We start from the raw sequence: 16,498 nt of genomic DNA on the forward strand, positions 1-16,498 counted from the left end.
AAAAACGCAAGAAAAAAGGATATCCGCAAGGGATATCCAAGGTTACCTGGCAACGAGCTAGTTTCACTATGGCGTGCATAGCTATAATCGCCGCTGAAATGCTTAACTTCTGTGTTCGGTATGGGAACAGGTGTGACCATTTCGCCATCATTACCAGATTTGTGAGAGAAATTCTCTCAAAACTAAATAACAGTTTAAGACATTTTTTGTATCTTTCCGAATTGTTGTTGTGTTTGTTTTACTCTTGACGTGATTAAATCCTCGACCTATTAGTATCAGTCAACTCCATACATCACTGTACTTCCATCTCTGACCTATCAACCTCGTCGTCTTCAAGGGGTCTTACTTTCTCAAGGAAATGGGAAATCTCATCTTGGAATTGGTTTCACGCTTAGATGCCTTCAGCGTTTATCCAGTCCGTACTTAGCTACCCAGCCATGCCACTGGCGTGACAACTGGTACACCATCGGTACGTCCATCCCGGTCCTCTCGTACTAGGGACAGCGTTCCTCAAATTTCCTACGCCCACAACAGATAGGGACCGAACTGTCTCACGACGTTCTGAACCCAGCTCGCGTACCGCTTTAATGGGCGGACAGCCCAACCCTTGGAACCGAATTCAGCTCCAGGATGCGATGAGCCGACATCGAGGTGCCAAACCTCGCCGTCGATGTGAACTCTTGGGCGAGATCAGCCTGTTATCCCCAGGGTAGCTTTTATCCGTTAAGCGACGGCCATTCCATACTGCACCGCCGGATCACTAATCCCGACTTTCGTCCCTGCTCGACTTGTAAGTCTCGCAGTCAAGCACCCTTCTGCATTTGCACTCAACGATTGATTTCCAACCAATCTGAGGGTACCTTTGGGCGCCTCCGTTACTCTTTAGGAGGCGACCGCCCCAGTCAAACTGCCCACCTGACACTGTCCTTTGACCCGATCAGGGCCATAAGTTAGAATTTCAAGTAACTAAGAGTGGTATCCCAACGATGGCTCCATTGAAACTAGCGTCCCAACTTCTTAGCCTCCCACCTATTCTGTACATAGTTAATCAAAACTCAATATCAAGCTACAGTAAAGCTCCATGGGGTCTTTCCGTCTAGTTGCGGGTAACCTGCATTTTCACAGGTACTAAGATTTCACCGAGTCTGCTGCCGAGACAGCGCCCAAATCATTACGCCTTTCGTGCGGGTCAGAACTTACCTGACAAGGAATTTCGCTACCTTAGGACCGTTATAGTTACGGCCGCCGTTCACTGGGGCTTCAATTCAAAGCTTCGCCTTGCGACTAACTCATCCTCTTAACCTTCCAGCACCGGGCAGGCGTCACCCCCTATACTTCGTCTTGCGACTTTGCAGAGAGCTGTGTTTTAGTTAAACAGTTGCTTGGGCCTCTTCACTGCGGCTCTCTTTTACAAGAGCGCCCCTTCTTGCGAACGTACGGGGCAATTTTGCCGAGTTCCTTGGCAACAGTTCTCTCGCTCACCTTAGGCTTCTCGCCTTGACCACCTGTGTCGGTTTTGGTACGGGCCGCATCTTGATTAACGCTAGAAACTTTTCTTGAAAGCTGGTATCACAAACTTCGCTACTTGGTCGCCCGTTCACTCGTCGTCACGCTTTTGGATTGACATGCGGATTTGCCTACATGTCTCCTACTTCGCTTAATCCCCAATCCATTAAGGGGTATTGCTAACCTTCTTTGTCATTCCTTCACTCAAGTGCGGGTACGGGAATATCAACCCGTTGTCCATCGACTACGCTTGTCAGCCTCGCCTTAGGTCCCGACTTACCCAGGGAGGACGAACCTTCCCCTGGAAACCTTAGTCAATCGGTGTGTAGGATTCTCACCTACATCTCGCTACTCACACCGGCATTCTCACTTCCAAACGCTCCACCACTCCTTACGGTATGGCTTCAACGCTGATTGGAACGCTCCCCTACCCAATATCTTACGACATTGCCATAGTTTCGGTATTCTGCTTAGCCCCGGTACATTTTCGGCGCAGGGTCACTCGACTAGTGAGCTGTTACGCACTCTTTAAAGGATGGCTGCTTCTGAGCCAACCTCCTAGTTGTCTGTGCATCCCCACATCCTTTTCCACTTAGCAGAAATTTTGGGACCTTAACTGATGATCTGGGCTGTTTCCCTTTTGACCATGGACCTTATCACCCACAGTCTGACTGCCGAGTATACAATTCTGGCATTCGGAGTTTGATACCATTCAGTACCCCTAGATGGGGCCATCATGATTTCAGTGCTCTACCTCCAGGTTGCTTACCTCGACGCTAGCCCTAAAGCTATTTCGGGGAGAACCAGCTATCGCCGTGTTCGATTGGAATTTCTCCGCTAGCCACAATTCATCCGCCAACTTTTCAACGGTGGTCGGTTCGGTCCTCCAGTTGGTATCACCCAACCTTCAACCTGATCATGGCTAGATCACACGGCTTCGGGTCTACCATCACGTACTATGTCGCCCTATTCAGACTCGCTTTCGCTTCGGCTCCGTTTCTTCAACTTAACCTCGCACGTATTGGTAACTCGCCGGTTCATTCTACAAAAGGCACGCCATCACCCATTAACGGGCTCTGACTTCTTGTAAGCATACGGTTTCAGGTTCTATTTCACTCCGCTCCCGCGGTTCTTTTCACCTTTCCCTCACGGTACTGGTTCACTATCGGTCATAATGGAGTATTTAGCCTTACCGGATGGTCCCGGCTAATTCCGACAAGGTTTCACGTGCCTCGCCGTACTCAGGATTCCACTAGGTCTCATTCGATTTTCGTCTACAGGGTTTGCACCTTCTTTGACCGACCTTTCAATGCCGTTCGACTAACCGTTTGAGTACCACGTTGTGGTCCTACAACCCCAGTCCTTAGACTGGTTTGGGCTCTTCCCCTTTCGCTCGCCACTACTTAGGGAATCATTTTTATTTTCTTCTCCTACAGGTACTAAGATGTTTCAATTCCCTGCGTTCTCTTCTCACAAGCTATGTATTCACTTGTGGATAACACTGCATTACCAGTGCTGGGTTCCCCCATTCGGATACCCCCGGATCTCTGTGTGCTTACCACTCCCCGAGGCGTTTCGCCGTTCGCTGCGTCCTTCTTCTGCTCATTATGCCAAGGCATTCACCGTACGCCCTTTTTCATTTAATCACTTCGCCACAAGACTGAGATTTCTTCTCGTGGACTTCTTTTTTTAGATTGAACTGTTTTTACTATGTTTTTCCTAAAATCATTTCATTGCTGTTCTGATTTTTGAAATCTAGTTTTTCAACTTTTCGGAAAGACCTTAATATCTGTCTTTCTCTGTTATTCAGTTTTCAAAGAACTTCTGAGAAATCACCGATCTCTCAAAACTAAATAGGAAATAAACGCTTAACTCAATTACTGTACTTCTTTCTCCTTAGAAAGGAGGTGATCCATCCCCACGTTCCCGTAGGGATACCTTGTTACGACTTAACCCCAATCATCAGTCCTACCTTCGACGGCTCCCTCCTTTACAGGTTAGGCCACCGGCTTCGGGTATTACCAACTCTCATGGTTTGACGGGCGGTGTGTACAAGGCCCGAGAACGTATTCACCGCGGCATGCTGATCCGCGATTACTAGCGATTCCGACTTCATGAAGTCGAATTGCAGACTTCAATCCGAACTGAGACAACCTTTGTGTGTTTTGCTCGCTATCACTAGCTGGCTTCACGCTGTAGTTGCCATTGTAGTACGTGTGTAGCCCAGGTCATAAAGGGCATGATGATTTGACGTCATCCCCACCTTCCTCCGGTTTATCACCGGCAGTCTCTCCAGAGTCCCCAACTTAATGATGGTAACTGAAGACAAGGGTTGCGCTCGTTGCGGGACTTAACCCAACATCTCACGACACGAGCTGACGACAACCATGCACCACCTGTATCCTTCATCCTCCCCTATATCTCTATAGGCTTGTCCGGTATGTCAAGACCTGGTAAGGTTCTTCGCGTTGCGTCGAATTAAACCACATACTCCACCGCTTGTGCGGGCCCCCGTCAATTCCTTTGAGTTTCACACTTGCGTGCATACTCCCCAGGCGGAATACTTATTGCGTTAACTGCAGCACTGAGTTTCCCCAACACTTAGTATTCATCGTTTACGGCGTGGACTACTAGGGTATCTAATCCTATTTGCTCCCCACGCTTTCGTGCTTCAGCGTCAGTTACAGGCCAGGCAACCGCCTTCGCCACTGGTGTTCCTCCATATATCTACGCATTTTACCGCTACACATGGAATTCCATTGCCCTCTCCTGTACTCTAGTCGACCAGTTTCTTAGGCTATATGGGGTTGAGCCCCACGCTTTCACCTAAAACTTAATCAACCGCCTACGCACCCTTTACGCCCAATAATTCCGGATAACGCTTGCCACCTACGTATTACCGCGGCTGCTGGCACGTAGTTAGCCGTGGCTTTCTGGTAAAGTACCGTCACTCCTAGATCCTATCCAGGCCGTTCTTCCTTTACAACAGAGCTTTACAACCCGAAGGCCGTCTTCACTCACGCGGCGTTGCTCGGTCAGGCTTTCGCCCATTGCCGAAAATTCCCTACTGCTGCCTCCCGTAGGAGTTTGGGCCGTGTCTCAGTCCCAATGTGGCCGTTCACCCTCTCAGGCCGGCTACGCATCATCGTCTTGGTGAGCCATTACCTCACCAACTAACTAATGCGACATAACCCCATCTATTTGTGTTTCTCACCTTTAATCATCAGAAGATGCCTTCCAATGACCTATCCGGTTTTAGCGTCCGTTTCCAAACGTTATCCCAGTCCTTATAGGTAGGTTGGTTATGTATTACTCACCCGTTCGCCACTAACTTCCAAGAGCAAGCTCTCTTCCGTTCGTTCGACTTGCATGTATTAGGCACGCCGCCAGCGTTCATCCTGAGCCAGGATCAAACTCTCCGTTTGAATTGCTCATTTATGACACTGACTTCTTTGTCAGTTTTATCCTTTTTGTTTCCTTTTTAATTGACGTTCGTTGTTTAATTTCCTATTCAGTTTTCAAAGATCGTTCGCTGTTTCCGCTTAGCGGTTCAGCTTTGTTATTGTATAACATTTGAGAACTTAATGCAAGCATTATTTTAATTTTTTTTCAAAATAATTCAGCTTATTTTCAGTTCTTTTTTTGCTAACTTGGTGAGTCAGCTTTGTTAGTATATAACACACTTAAAACATATGCAAGTAATATTTGAAATTTTTTTAATTTTTTTTCAAAAGGAAAAACTTACTCCATTTAATCATCAAATAAGTCCTTTATTTAAGCGTATCAAATCACTCTATTTCAATTTCTATTTCATAATAAGTTTTTACTTTTATATCATTAATTGTTATCGCTTTTATATTTACGCTTTTATCTTTTGATTTAAATATATTAGAAATTATCTATTATACAAAAAGAGTCATTCACATTTTCGCGAATGACTCTATATTTAATTCTTTAAACTTTGAAGTGGTGCTGGTATTCTTCCACCACGATGAATCATAACAGCTGGTGATATTTTGCTTATCTTCATAATAGGTCCACTACCAAGTAACCCACCAAATTCTAACTCATCACAATCTTCACAACCTACTGCAGGTATAATACGAACTGCTGTAGTTTTACTGTTTACCATTCCTATAGCTGCCTCATCTGCAATGATACCCGAAATAACTTCTGCAGTTGTATCGCCTGGTACAACAATCATATCCAAACCAACTGAACAAACTGCGGTCATTGCTTCTAACTTTTCTAATGTTAACGCGCCAGATCTTGCTGCTTCAATCATACCTGCATCTTCTGATACCGGAATGAAAGCTCCACTCAATCCACCAACATTTCCACTAGCCATGACACCACCTTTTTTAACTGCATCATTTAACATCGCAAGACATGCCGTTGTTCCAGGACCACCACATTGTTCTAAACCCATTTCTTCTAATATATATGCAACTGAATCACCTACAGCTGGTGTTGGGGCTAAAGATAGATCAACGATACCAAAAGGAATCCCTAATCTCTCACTCGCAACTGTTCCAACTAACTGTCCCATACGTGTAATTTTAAAAGCTGTTTTCTTAATAATTTCAGCAATCTCATCCATTGTGCAATCTTTGCCTGCTTTAGCAACTGCACTACGTACAACCCCAGGTCCAGAAACACCTACATTCAGTACAACTTCAGCTTCAGAAATTCCATGAAACGCACCTGCCATAAATGGGTTATCCTCTACTGCGTTGCAAAATACAACAAGCTTTGCAGCACCTAAACATTGATTATCTTTAGTCATTTCTGCACACTTAACAACCACTTGCCCCATAATCCTAACTGCATCCATGTTAATCCCTGCACGAGTTGAGCCAATATTGACACTACTACAAACTTTGTTTGTAACCGCCAACGCCTCTGGAATTGATTCAATTAATTTAATTTCTCCTGGTGTCATTCCTTTTTGAACAAGCGCTGAATAACCACCGATAAAATTTACACCAACTGCTTCCGCAGCTTTATCCAATGTTTTAGCATATTCAACCGGATCTCCACCACTTACATCAACAAGTAAACTAATTGGTGTTACTGAGACTCTTTTATTAATAATAGGGATTCCATATTCTTTTGAAATTTCTTCACCTACTTTAACTAAATCTTTCGCCTTTGATACTATTTTATTAAACACTTTCTCACATGATTTCTTAATATCTGTATCTGCACAATCAAGTAAAGAGATACCCATCGTAATAGTACGTATATCTAAATCTTCCTCTTGAATCATTTTGATTGTTTCTTGAATTTTATTTGTATTCAACATAATTTACACCTATATCGTATGCATTGCATTGAAAATATCTTCATGCATTACATGGATTACTAGATTATTTTCTTTGCCCGTTTTTTCAATATGATTTACAAATTTCAAGAATTCTTCTGTTCCTGAATTAATATCCACAATCATAAACATATTGAAAACATCTTGCATAACCGTTTGAGAAACATCTTCAATGTTTGCACCAAACTTTAAACACTCATTACTAACTAATGCTAAAATACCTGTTCTATCTTTTCCTACTACTGAAATTACTGCTCTCATCCCTTTTCCCCCTTTTTAGTTTAATGAACTTGGCGTTACACCTATAAACTGACATTCTTGAATAAATAATTCCTTAGCTAGCTGAATATTGGCCACTTGTTCCTCCGTACATCCATAATTTTTACTTTCTGTAAAATTATAAGTACAAACACCACCTAAATTTCCAGTATCATCACTCCAATTGTAAGTGTAAGTTCCACTATCTGTAATTAGGTTAAATTCCATCTTATTAAAATCGAATTGATAGACTTCTGTTCCCCAATCATATTCAATGATACCAGAGTTTGTTTCTGTATAGTCTGCTTTCGATACTAATAATTTCATTAACTCATTTTGATTTGTTTCATTTGTAACTTCTTTATTTGAAAAATCTTCTAAATCACTTGGAAACTCAACAACAGTACTATTTATATCACTGATCACCGAACTTAGTGTTACCTCAGTTGTCATCGTTGTTTCATCTTCGATAATATCCAGTAATAACTCCAAATTAATCTCAACAAGATACTTGTCTTGGTTTAAAACAAATTCAACATAGTTTTTACTTACTTTGTATTCAGTTTCATTTACCAATTGTCCTTGTGCCTCTAAGATTTGAATAATTTGCTTATCATTGAGTTGAAACCTTAATACTGTGTTAGTACCCGATTCCTTAACTACTCCATTTTTATAGTCTAATTTTTCGATAATTGCGGAAAAATCACTTTCTCCCAATTGCTTCTCATATTCTTCAAAAGATCCCTCTTGAATTGTTCTAGCTCCATCACTTTGAATATAGAATTTTCCATCCTTTGTCCAAACTTCAACACCACTTTCACCTACAGCATCAACAGCTACCGTCATCTTTGTGTATCCTTCACCAAGACTATTGGTATTGTTGATACTCGTTTCAATTGTTGAAAACGTATCCAAGATAACTTGTTCATTTGTAGCAATATTCACTTTAGCTACTTCGTGCTTGGAATAGTTTTGCAGCGTGTGTGTTAATTCAATGGATTCATTCAAAAGTTTTATCGTTTCATCTGTTGCACTTTTTTGATTTTGACTACACCCAGCAACTAAAAGCAACATCAAACAACATATTAATAATTTCTTCATTTATCTTCCTCCATCACAAATCCCTGTGTTACTCTTTCCCATTCTTTCCAAGTGATTGGGATAACACTTGCATGTCGCGGGCTCTCCATCGGTGCGATAACTTCTTTAATCACGACAACATCTTCAAATATTTCGCTTCTTAATTCGTAGGTTGTCATCGCTTGGAATTGTTTTCTCGTGTAATCATCATAATACAAAATATAATCATAATCACGCTTTAAATAAAATGGTCCTTCACTTTGATGTCCTGTAATTCTTTTTGATGAAAAAGTATCAAATCCCAAATAGTCAGTTGAGGATGTCCCCAAGAATAATTGTGAGTATTCTTCCATTGGTTCCCTTTCATCTTTTAAGACAATTGTGTAATCATATCCTTCTTTGATAATTGTTCCATCAATGACTACAAAACCAGTGTCTAACAATTTCTTTGGATAACTAACATCATTGAAGTCTGTTGTGTAATTGTAATACATACCCCCATCTTTTGGGCTTGACCATGTAATAACATATTGATCAATTCGTCGGTCATAAAATCCTTCTGGTGCCCACGCTTGTTTCTCACTCATTTGTAAATCATCACTCGATTTGTTGACTTGCAACAATCGTTCATTCTCATAATGAACTAAATCATTTGTATCCCATATGTAGATGGAAGGATTATCCCATCCTTGTGTTGCAATCATAGCGAAGGATCCATCTTTCTTTCGAACAAGTGAAGGATCTCTTACTTTTTTAGAACCTGTTGTCGCTTTAAATATCGGTTTATCATCATTAATCAAGTACCACAACATTCCATCAAATGTATAAGCTAACTTAGGATTTTCATAGTTCTTGTCATTACCACCAAAATAAGTCATTAAATAACCTATTTGTTCATCCAACAATAATAATTGTTCAAATAAATAAGTTTCACCATTAACCTTGCCTTGAAGAACTATATTTTCATATTCACTTGCATTTTTCTTTTTTACTAGTCGATTCTCACTAATTTCAGCTTCTCCTTGAATTACTTCCCATTCTACAGGTTCCCCTTTATAGGTTGGTAATTGACTTCCGGAGAAGATAAAACTATCTAAACTTTGATTCAAGTAATTGTATATTTCGCTTTGACTCGTATCTAGTTTTGCCTCATTATCAAAAGAAGGTTGTATCGATTTTGTTGAACAACCTACAAGGATTAAACTAAAGAATAAAATTAATATTTTTTTCATGTTCTCATTATACCAAATATCAATGAGTCAATCACAATAAAAAATCAGGTTTCCCTGATTTTATTCATCATGCGTTGATATTTCTTCTTTGATACGTGTCCATTTCACTTCTTTTTTCTTTCGAAATGGATTTAGTTTTTTAATAAACCCAATAAGAATATCCCAAAACCCTACCCATACTCGAATTGCAATAAAAGATATAAATGAAAGAAAGAGTATGGTTCCTAGTAAAACAAGAATTTGATTAACGTCTAAATTCATTCCGGAAATCCTCGAAATCCATAATTGTTCCTGGTTGATAAATATACGCAAAATAATCATCATCAAATTCATCCATCAAATAAAACTGAGTATACCCAGCCATCATTCCACCTGCATGATAGATGCAATAAGAACCTTGAACATTTTTTGCTTTTTTAATTTCACCTTTTTTAAAAATTACTGGTTCACCACAACCATCAAGATCAGGTGATGTTTGTATAAGAACGATGCTCATGTCACTTTGACGATAACCTAAAATGTAACTTCCATACAATTATGTTGTTTTTCGTGCTAGGACATAGTTTGTTGTCTTGACTTCAGATGTGTATGCATAAACAACTTTATATCCTTCACTATCTTCTACGACTTGTTTGAACAACGTTACAAGTTTGTCTTTGTTCGCACTACTTTTTTCTCATCCCAAACTTTCTTTTTTCCAAGTCCAAATAATCTCCTTATTCTTTTATGAGAAGTATATAGAAAGAACGTTGGTTATACAATAGGTTATATTTTATTCTTATTCGATGCTGACTCATTTGAATTATCATTAAGCACAATTTCATTGCCATTCACTTTTACATTTTTTCTCTCTAACATATAATAAATAAATTCTCTAAATAAAGTATAAACAACTGCAGTAAGTGGAACTCCTAAAAGTACACCAATTAACCCAAACAAACCTCCACATAAGAAAACGGAAGTTAAAACAAGAACACCTGGAAGTCCTACCGAGTTACCCACTACTCTTGGGTACAATAGACTACTCTCAAGTTGTTGTACTACTTGATAAATCACAACAAACAAAATTGCTTGAAGCGGATTAATTGCGAGAATAAGAAAGAATCCAAAGATACAAACAAAGGTAGCTCCTAAAACAGGAATGATACCTAAAACCGCAAGCATACTACCAATAAGTAATGCATATGGAAATTGAAGAGCAGTTAAAACAATTGTAAGAATTATTCCTTCTAACAGACATTCGGTAAGTTGTCCACGAATGTAATGTGAAAATATATTATTACTCTTACTTGAAATCTCCAAAAGTTTGTTCGCTGCTTTAATTGGTAATAAAGCTCCAACAATTTTCTTAGCCTGAAGAATAAACTTTTCCTTATCCATCAAGAAATAGAAACAAATCATAAAGCCCATAAAAACATTGAGAAATGTCATTGAGATGCTCATCGCATTTTTATATAAATCAGGTAATACTTTGGTTAAGTAATTCGTAACTTGTGGAAGTATCGTTGTCCATGACTCTGATTTGGTAAAATCCAATGCATAGTCAATTTTTAATGTTGTTAATAACTGATTAATTAATTCTTCAATGGATTTCAAATACGAAGGTAATTGCTTCGCAAACATTTGAACACTTTGAATTAATTGTGGGAATATCGAGATAGTAAGAAAATAAAAGATAAGAATTGCAAGGAAAATAGTAATAAAAATTGCAATTGGTCTTTTTGCCTTATTTATCCATTTATTCTTTTTAAACCACTTCCCTATTAAATTTTCAATGTGACTTGAGAATAAATTAATAATAAATGCAAATCCTAACCCAAACATTAAAGGGGTTAATAAAGTTCTAATCTTTGTAAATACCGCAAAGATTGTATCCACTTTCATAAGAATAAAAATGAATAAAGTACACACAGCAGCAAGTAATATCCACTGCGTTATTTTTTTGATATCTTGGTTAATCATAGGTCTAAATCTCCTTTAATCTTATTATAATCCTCTTTTATAAGATACAAGTCATATACTCTTTTTCAAAAAAAAAAGACTCAAGCCTAAACTTGAGTCCATTATTTAAATTAAACTAATTCAATGATTGCCATTGGAGCATTATCTCCACGGCGAGATCTAGTTTTGATGACACGAGTGTATCCACCATTACGATCAGCGTATTTAGGTGCTACTTCATCAAATAACTTTTGAAGAACAGTTTGTTCTGTTTTTTCATCAGCTACAACATTACGGATATAAGCAGCAGCTTGACGACGAGCGTGCAAGTCACCACGTTTACCTAAAGTAATCATTTCATCTACAACAGAACGAAGATCTTTCGCTTTCATTTCAGTTGTTTCGATTTTTCCATGAAGGATTACTGATGTTGCCATATTTCTAAGCATAGCTTTACGATGGTCAGCTTTGCGTCCAAATTTACGATTCCACATTGTCTATTTCCTCCTCGCTATTAGTCAAATGATTTAAAGCTAAAACCTAGTTCATAGATTTTGTCTTTAACTTCCTTAAGAGATTTCTTACCTAAGTTACGAACTCTCATCATTTCATCTTCAGTTTTTTGAGTTAACTCTTCAACTGTTTGAATACCTGCACGTTTTAAACAGTTATAAGAACGAACAGATAAGTCTAGATCTTCAATCATCATAACTAGACCTTTATTAATTACTTCACCATTTGCATCTTTAATACAAGATTCCATATCAACTACAGCATCTTGAATATTCGCTAAAATATCAAGGTGGTCAATTAGAATCTTAGATCCTAATGCCAATGACATTTGAGGAGTAATTGAACCATTTGTATATACTTCAAACACAAGGCGATCATACTTAGCATCTTGACCTACACGAGTAGGTTCAACATTGTACGAAATACGATCTACTGGTGTGTAGATTGAGTCAGTATAAACTGTTCCAATTCCTTGAGATGATCCTTGGTAAAGTGCTTTATTACCATCAGCACTAATGTATCCACGACCATTACGAGCTTTTAATTCCATTTCAAGAGATCCGCCTGCTTCTAAATGAGCAATTTCTAAATCCTTGTTTAAAATTTCTACTCCAGCTGGACAAATAATATCGCCAGCAGTAATTGTACATGGTCCTTTAGCTGAAATTCTTAATGTGTGAATTTCATCATTTTCTATTTTCATGATCAATTGTTTGATGTTCAAAATCATCATAGTAACATCTTCTTGAACACCAGGAATTGATGTAAATTCATGATATACACCGTCTACTTTAATACAGTAAACAGCAGCTCCCGGTAATGAGGAAAGTAAAACACGTCTAAGTGCATTACCAATTGTAGTTCCAAATCCTCTTTCAAGAGGCTCAATTACAAATTTACCGTAATTGTCTGATTCAACATATTCTTTAACTTCAAAATTGGCACGTTCAAATTTTTGCATATCGTGTTCCCTCCTTTATCTTTTACTAACCACGAGGTCGTTTTGGTGGACGACATCCGTTATGTGGAATTGGAGTTACATCATTGATAACTGTAATTTCAAGTCCAGCAGTTTGTAATGATCTTACAGCAGCTTCACGTCCAGGACCAGGTCCTTTTACGCTTACTTCTACAACCTTCATACCATGATCAACTGCAGCCTTAGCAGCAGCTTCACCACACATTTGTGCAGCATATGGTGTTGACTTACGAGAACCCTTATAACCTAATGCTCCAGCACTTGACCAAGCAATAGCGTTACCAGCTTCATCAGTGATAGTCACGATTGTGTTATTGAATGTTGAATGAATATGTGCAACGCCTTTAGCTATATTCTTGCGGACACGTTTTTTACGTGTATTTGTTTTTGCATTTGCCATTATTTTCTCCTCCTATCACTATTTCTTCTTATTCGCTACAGTACGACGAGGTCCTTTACGAGTACGAGCGTTTGTTTTTGTTCTTTGTCCACGAACTGGTAAACCACGTCTGTGGCGAATTCCGCGGTAACATCCAATTTCCATTAGACGTTTGATGTTAAGTTGAACTTCACGACGAAGATCACCTTCTACTTTTATTTTGTCAATTTCTTGACGAATAGCGTTAACTTGATCATCTGTTAGATCTTTAACGCGAATGTTTTCACTAATGTTTGTATCCTTAAGAATTTTCGCAGCTGTTGATGGTCCAATTCCGTAGATATAAGTTAGAGATACTACTACACGCTTGTCGCGTGGAATATCTATTCCTGCAATACGAGCCATATCTTATCTTCCTCCTAGTTTCCTTGACGTTGTTTATGTTTAGGGTTTTCACAAATTACCATAACGGTACCTTTGCGCTTGATGATGCGGCACTTATCACAGATTGGTTTGACTGATGGTCTTACTTTCATGTGTTGTTTTCCCTCCTAGACTATTTATGTCTAAATGTAATTCGCCCACGTGTTAAATCATATGGTGAAATTTCTACAGTGACACGATCGCCTGGTAAAATGCGAATGTAATGCATACGGATTTTACCAGAAACGTGAGCCAAGATCACATGTCCATTTTGTAGTTTCACTTTAAACTTTGCATCCGGAAGTGTTTCTTCAACAATTCCATCAATTTCAATGACATCCTGTTTGCCCATTAAAAAGTGTTCCTCCTCGTTTTTAAATAGAATTGTTTCCTTTGGAAAGAACACTATTTAGGTGAGTTTACTCACCTAAATAGGTTTCATTATTGAAGTATTTCTTCACTTTGCCAAAGCACAGTTGATATCATTATACACCATTTCGATTGGTTGTGATGCATTAATATCAACTACTAAACCTTTTTCCTTGTAATAATCAAGGCAAGGTTGTGTGTTTTTGTAATGTTCGTTTAAACGAACTCGAAGTTGTTCAACTGTATCGTCAGCACGCTGTGCCAGTGGTGAACCACATACATCACAAATTCCTTCCACTTTTGGTGGATTACTCTTGATGTGATAAATAGCTCCACAGTTTTTACATATTCTTCTTCCAGTCACTCGTTCAGCGAGAGCATCAAAATCAACTGTAAGATTAATCACCATTTGAATTGGCTTATTAATCTTATTCGTAATTTCTTCTAACGCTTTTGCTTGAGGAAGTGATCTAGGAAATCCATCAATTAGATAGCCTTTTTGACAATCTTCTTGTTGAAGTCTTTCTGCAATTAAACCGATAACTAAATCATCAGGTACAAGCTTTCCCTCATTCATATAAGTTTGAGCTTCTAATCCAAGTTTCGTTTCATTTTTAATTGCTTCCCTTAGCATATCTCCAGTAGAGATATGTGGAATGTTATAGTTTTCCAATATCTTTTCAGACATTGTACCCTTACCGCTACCGGCAGGCCCCATGATGAGTATATTCATCTAAACACCTTCTTATTTATTTGTTAAGAAAGCCACGATATGCTTTCTGTGTTAATTGTCCCTTTAATTGGCTCATTGTTTCCATAGCTACACCAACAACGATGATAATTCCTGTTCCACCAATTGCGGTAGAAGTAGGTAAATTTGTTACCATTGGAAGTAAGTAAGGAAGTAGGGCTAAGAATGTTAATCCTGCAGCGCCTAGAACCGTTATACGATTTAATACTTTTCCTAAATACTCTTTTGTTTCATTACCTGGACGAATACCAGGAATGTAAGCTCCACCTTTACCAAGGTTTTCTGCAACCTTGCTAGGATCAACTTGCATATTTGTATAGAAGAAAGTGAATAAAATCGTAAGGATTGCATAGATTACTAAACCAACTGGTTTTTGTAAACTAAGTATATTTCCCATTGCTTCTGTAAATCCATTTGCAGGGAAGAAGCTAGCAATAATTTGTGGCGCAGTCATTATTGATTGAGCGAAAATTACTGGAATTACTGATGCCGAGTTAATTTTAAACGGCAAGAAAGTAATATCATTCTTTCCTTTTTGGACAGAACTTGAAGTGTACTGAATAGGAATCTTTCTAACTGCAAGTTGCATAACAACGACAAGTAGAATAATAACTAAGTACATCGCAATAAACAATGCGAATTGAATTAATCCATTAAACATTGCTGTTTGGTTTGATGCATCAACCAATACAGAATATGTTTGACTGAATGTGAATGGTAAATTTGAAACGATACCCGCGAAGATGATAATAGAAACTCCATTACCAATTCCCTTTTGTGATATACGATCACCAATCCACAACAAGAACATTGTTCCTGCAGTCAATACAGTAGCTGTATAGAAATAATTAGCAAGTGAACTTGCTTCAAGAATATGACTTGAAACATCAAATGCATAAATCATAGTGAAAGCTTGTGCGAATGATAGTACTACTCCTAAATAACGAGTAATTTTATCCATCTTAACACGGCCTTGTTGACCTGATTTAGCCATTTCAGTTAGAGCAGGAATAACATCCATACTCAATAACTGAATGATAATTGATGCTGTAATATAAGGACCAACCCCCATAGCAAAGATTGAGAATCTTTGAAGAGAGCCTCCACCAAGTAGATTCATCATACTTAATAATGAATTATCGGCAATACCACTACTAATTGCATCCATATTAATTCCAGGTGATGGAATTGCAGAACCCAATCGATAGATAAATAGCATTGCTAAAGTGAATAGAATTTTATTTCTAGTATCCTTGTTCTTGAACAAGTTGATACAAGTTTGGATCATATTAGATCACCTCAACTTTTCCGCCTGCTTTTTCAATTAATTCTTGAGCTGATTTAGAAAATTTATTAGCTTGAACAGTTAATTTCTTTTCTAATGTACCATTACCTAATACTTTAACACCATCTAATGTTTTTCTAACAAGACCAGTTGCTAACAATGTTTCAATCGTTACAACAGCTCCGTCTTCAAAACAATTTAAACTTTCAACGTTTACAGTTGCGTATTCTTTACGAGTATAGTTTGTAAACCCTCTCTTTGGAATACGTTTGTAAAGAGGAGTTTGTCCTCCTTCGAAACCTAAAGCAACTCCACCACCACTACGAGCGTTTTGTCCTTTATTTCCTTTACCAGCTGTTTTACCGTTTCCTGAACCATGACCACGCCCAACTCGGAAAGAGTTGCGACGAGCGCCTTCGGTATATTTCAATTCATTTAATTTCATAAACCTTCTCCTCC

At 38.5% G+C, this 16,498-nt stretch carries 16 protein-coding genes and 3 rRNA genes; all 19 read right to left on the reverse strand.

Annotated features, from left to right (window positions below; translation table 11 throughout):
- Positions 1-44: 44 nt before the first annotated feature.
- Positions 45-158: ribosomal RNA gene (rrf, locus tag B5D14_RS11695) — 5S ribosomal RNA — on the reverse strand.
- Between the two features lie 91 nt (positions 159-249).
- A 23S ribosomal RNA gene (locus tag B5D14_RS11700) occupies positions 250-3,152 on the reverse strand.
- Between the two features lie 254 nt (positions 3,153-3,406).
- Positions 3,407-4,931 (reverse strand): 16S ribosomal RNA (locus B5D14_RS11705).
- Together the 16S, 23S and 5S rRNA genes form the textbook arrangement of a ribosomal RNA operon.
- Before the next feature lie 521 nt (positions 4,932-5,452).
- Positions 5,453-6,811: a PFL family protein gene (locus B5D14_RS11710; protein WP_078712820.1), complete on the reverse strand. Its 1,359-nt coding sequence runs from the start codon at positions 6,809-6,811 to the stop codon at positions 5,453-5,455.
- A 9-nt stretch (positions 6,812-6,820) separates the two neighbouring features.
- Complete coding sequence (locus B5D14_RS11715; protein ID WP_078712821.1) at positions 6,821-7,090, reverse strand: ACT domain-containing protein; 270 nt, start codon at positions 7,088-7,090, stop codon at positions 6,821-6,823.
- A gap of 15 nt (positions 7,091-7,105) precedes the next feature.
- The gene (locus tag B5D14_RS11720; RefSeq protein WP_078712822.1) at positions 7,106-8,188 is read right to left on the reverse strand and encodes a hypothetical protein; all 1,083 of its coding nucleotides are present in this window, start codon (positions 8,186-8,188) and stop codon (positions 7,106-7,108) included.
- On the reverse strand, positions 8,185-9,399 hold the full coding sequence (locus tag B5D14_RS11725; protein WP_078712823.1) for a glycoside hydrolase family protein: 1,215 nt from the start codon (positions 9,397-9,399) through the stop codon (positions 8,185-8,187). Before B5D14_RS11725 ends, B5D14_RS11720 begins: the two co-directional genes overlap by 4 nt.
- Before the next feature lie 60 nt (positions 9,400-9,459).
- Entirely contained in the window at positions 9,460-9,660 is a 201-nt protein-coding gene (locus tag B5D14_RS11730) for a hypothetical protein (RefSeq protein ID WP_078712824.1), read from the reverse strand.
- On the reverse strand, positions 9,644-9,934 hold the full coding sequence (locus B5D14_RS11735; RefSeq protein ID WP_200804825.1) for a hypothetical protein: 291 nt from the start codon (positions 9,932-9,934) through the stop codon (positions 9,644-9,646). Before B5D14_RS11735 ends, B5D14_RS11730 begins: the two co-directional genes overlap by 17 nt.
- A gap of 230 nt (positions 9,935-10,164) precedes the next feature.
- A complete protein-coding gene (locus B5D14_RS11740; protein ID WP_078712825.1) occupies positions 10,165-11,361 on the reverse strand; it encodes an AI-2E family transporter in 1,197 nt (398 codons plus the stop codon).
- A gap of 110 nt (positions 11,362-11,471) precedes the next feature.
- Complete coding sequence (rplQ, locus tag B5D14_RS11745) at positions 11,472-11,834, reverse strand: 50S ribosomal protein L17 (protein WP_078712826.1); 363 nt, start codon at positions 11,832-11,834, stop codon at positions 11,472-11,474.
- A 20-nt stretch (positions 11,835-11,854) separates the two neighbouring features.
- Positions 11,855-12,814, reverse strand: a complete 960-nt coding sequence (locus B5D14_RS11750) for a DNA-directed RNA polymerase subunit alpha (protein WP_078712827.1) — start codon at positions 12,812-12,814, stop codon at positions 11,855-11,857.
- 25 nt (positions 12,815-12,839) lie between these two features.
- Complete coding sequence (rpsK, locus tag B5D14_RS11755; protein ID WP_078712828.1) at positions 12,840-13,232, reverse strand: 30S ribosomal protein S11; 393 nt, start codon at positions 13,230-13,232, stop codon at positions 12,840-12,842.
- An 18-nt stretch (positions 13,233-13,250) separates the two neighbouring features.
- Positions 13,251-13,616, reverse strand: a complete 366-nt coding sequence (gene rpsM, locus B5D14_RS11760; protein ID WP_078712829.1) for a 30S ribosomal protein S13 — start codon at positions 13,614-13,616, stop codon at positions 13,251-13,253.
- Positions 13,617-13,630: 14 nt separating this feature from the next.
- Positions 13,631-13,747 (reverse strand): 50S ribosomal protein L36, encoded by a 117-nt coding sequence (gene rpmJ, locus B5D14_RS11765; RefSeq protein ID WP_078712830.1) that lies wholly within the window; start codon positions 13,745-13,747, stop codon positions 13,631-13,633.
- Positions 13,748-13,767: 20 nt separating this feature from the next.
- Positions 13,768-13,986: a translation initiation factor IF-1 gene (gene infA, locus B5D14_RS11770; protein WP_078712831.1), complete on the reverse strand. Its 219-nt coding sequence runs from the start codon at positions 13,984-13,986 to the stop codon at positions 13,768-13,770.
- A gap of 105 nt (positions 13,987-14,091) precedes the next feature.
- Complete coding sequence (locus B5D14_RS11775; protein WP_078712832.1) at positions 14,092-14,736, reverse strand: adenylate kinase; 645 nt, start codon at positions 14,734-14,736, stop codon at positions 14,092-14,094.
- Positions 14,737-14,752: 16 nt separating this feature from the next.
- Complete coding sequence (gene secY, locus B5D14_RS11780) at positions 14,753-16,042, reverse strand: preprotein translocase subunit SecY (RefSeq protein ID WP_078712833.1); 1,290 nt, start codon at positions 16,040-16,042, stop codon at positions 14,753-14,755.
- Position 16,043: 1 nt separating this feature from the next.
- Positions 16,044-16,484, reverse strand: a complete 441-nt coding sequence (gene rplO / locus B5D14_RS11785; RefSeq protein ID WP_078712834.1) for a 50S ribosomal protein L15 — start codon at positions 16,482-16,484, stop codon at positions 16,044-16,046.
- Positions 16,485-16,498 lie beyond the last annotated feature (14 nt).

It is taken from the genome of Anaerorhabdus furcosa, from assembly GCF_900167375.1.
In the GTDB taxonomy this organism is placed as follows: Bacteria; Bacillota_I; Bacilli_A; order Erysipelotrichales; family Erysipelotrichaceae; genus Anaerorhabdus; species Anaerorhabdus furcosa.

Excerpts from the sequence above, each read along its gene's own strand:
- B5D14_RS11710 (WP_078712820.1), bottom strand. The coding sequence starts at position 6,811 with ATGTTGAATACAAATAAAATTCAAGAAACAATCAAAATGATTCAAGAG.
- B5D14_RS11715 (WP_078712821.1), bottom strand. The coding sequence starts at position 7,090 with ATGAGAGCAGTAATTTCAGTAGTAGGAAAAGATAGAACAGGTATTTTA.
- B5D14_RS11720 (WP_078712822.1), bottom strand. The coding sequence starts at position 8,188 with ATGAAGAAATTATTAATATGTTGTTTGATGTTGCTTTTAGTTGCTGGG.
- B5D14_RS11725 (WP_078712823.1), bottom strand. The coding sequence starts at position 9,399 with ATGAAAAAAATATTAATTTTATTCTTTAGTTTAATCCTTGTAGGTTGT.
- B5D14_RS11730 (WP_078712824.1), bottom strand. The coding sequence starts at position 9,660 with ATGAATTTAGACGTTAATCAAATTCTTGTTTTACTAGGAACCATACTC.
- B5D14_RS11740 (WP_078712825.1), bottom strand. The coding sequence starts at position 11,361 with ATGATTAACCAAGATATCAAAAAAATAACGCAGTGGATATTACTTGCT.
- rplQ (WP_078712826.1), bottom strand. The coding sequence starts at position 11,834 with ATGTGGAATCGTAAATTTGGACGCAAAGCTGACCATCGTAAAGCTATG.
- B5D14_RS11750 (WP_078712827.1), bottom strand. The coding sequence starts at position 12,814 with ATGCAAAAATTTGAACGTGCCAATTTTGAAGTTAAAGAATATGTTGAA.
- rpsK (WP_078712828.1), bottom strand. The coding sequence starts at position 13,232 with ATGGCAAATGCAAAAACAAATACACGTAAAAAACGTGTCCGCAAGAAT.
- rpsM (WP_078712829.1), bottom strand. The coding sequence starts at position 13,616 with ATGGCTCGTATTGCAGGAATAGATATTCCACGCGACAAGCGTGTAGTA.
- rpmJ (WP_078712830.1), bottom strand. The coding sequence starts at position 13,747 with ATGAAAGTAAGACCATCAGTCAAACCAATCTGTGATAAGTGCCGCATC.
- infA (WP_078712831.1), bottom strand. The coding sequence starts at position 13,986 with ATGGGCAAACAGGATGTCATTGAAATTGATGGAATTGTTGAAGAAACA.
- B5D14_RS11775 (WP_078712832.1), bottom strand. The coding sequence starts at position 14,736 with ATGAATATACTCATCATGGGGCCTGCCGGTAGCGGTAAGGGTACAATG.
- secY (WP_078712833.1), bottom strand. The coding sequence starts at position 16,042 with ATGATCCAAACTTGTATCAACTTGTTCAAGAACAAGGATACTAGAAAT.
- rplO (WP_078712834.1), bottom strand. The coding sequence starts at position 16,484 with ATGAAATTAAATGAATTGAAATATACCGAAGGCGCTCGTCGCAACTCT.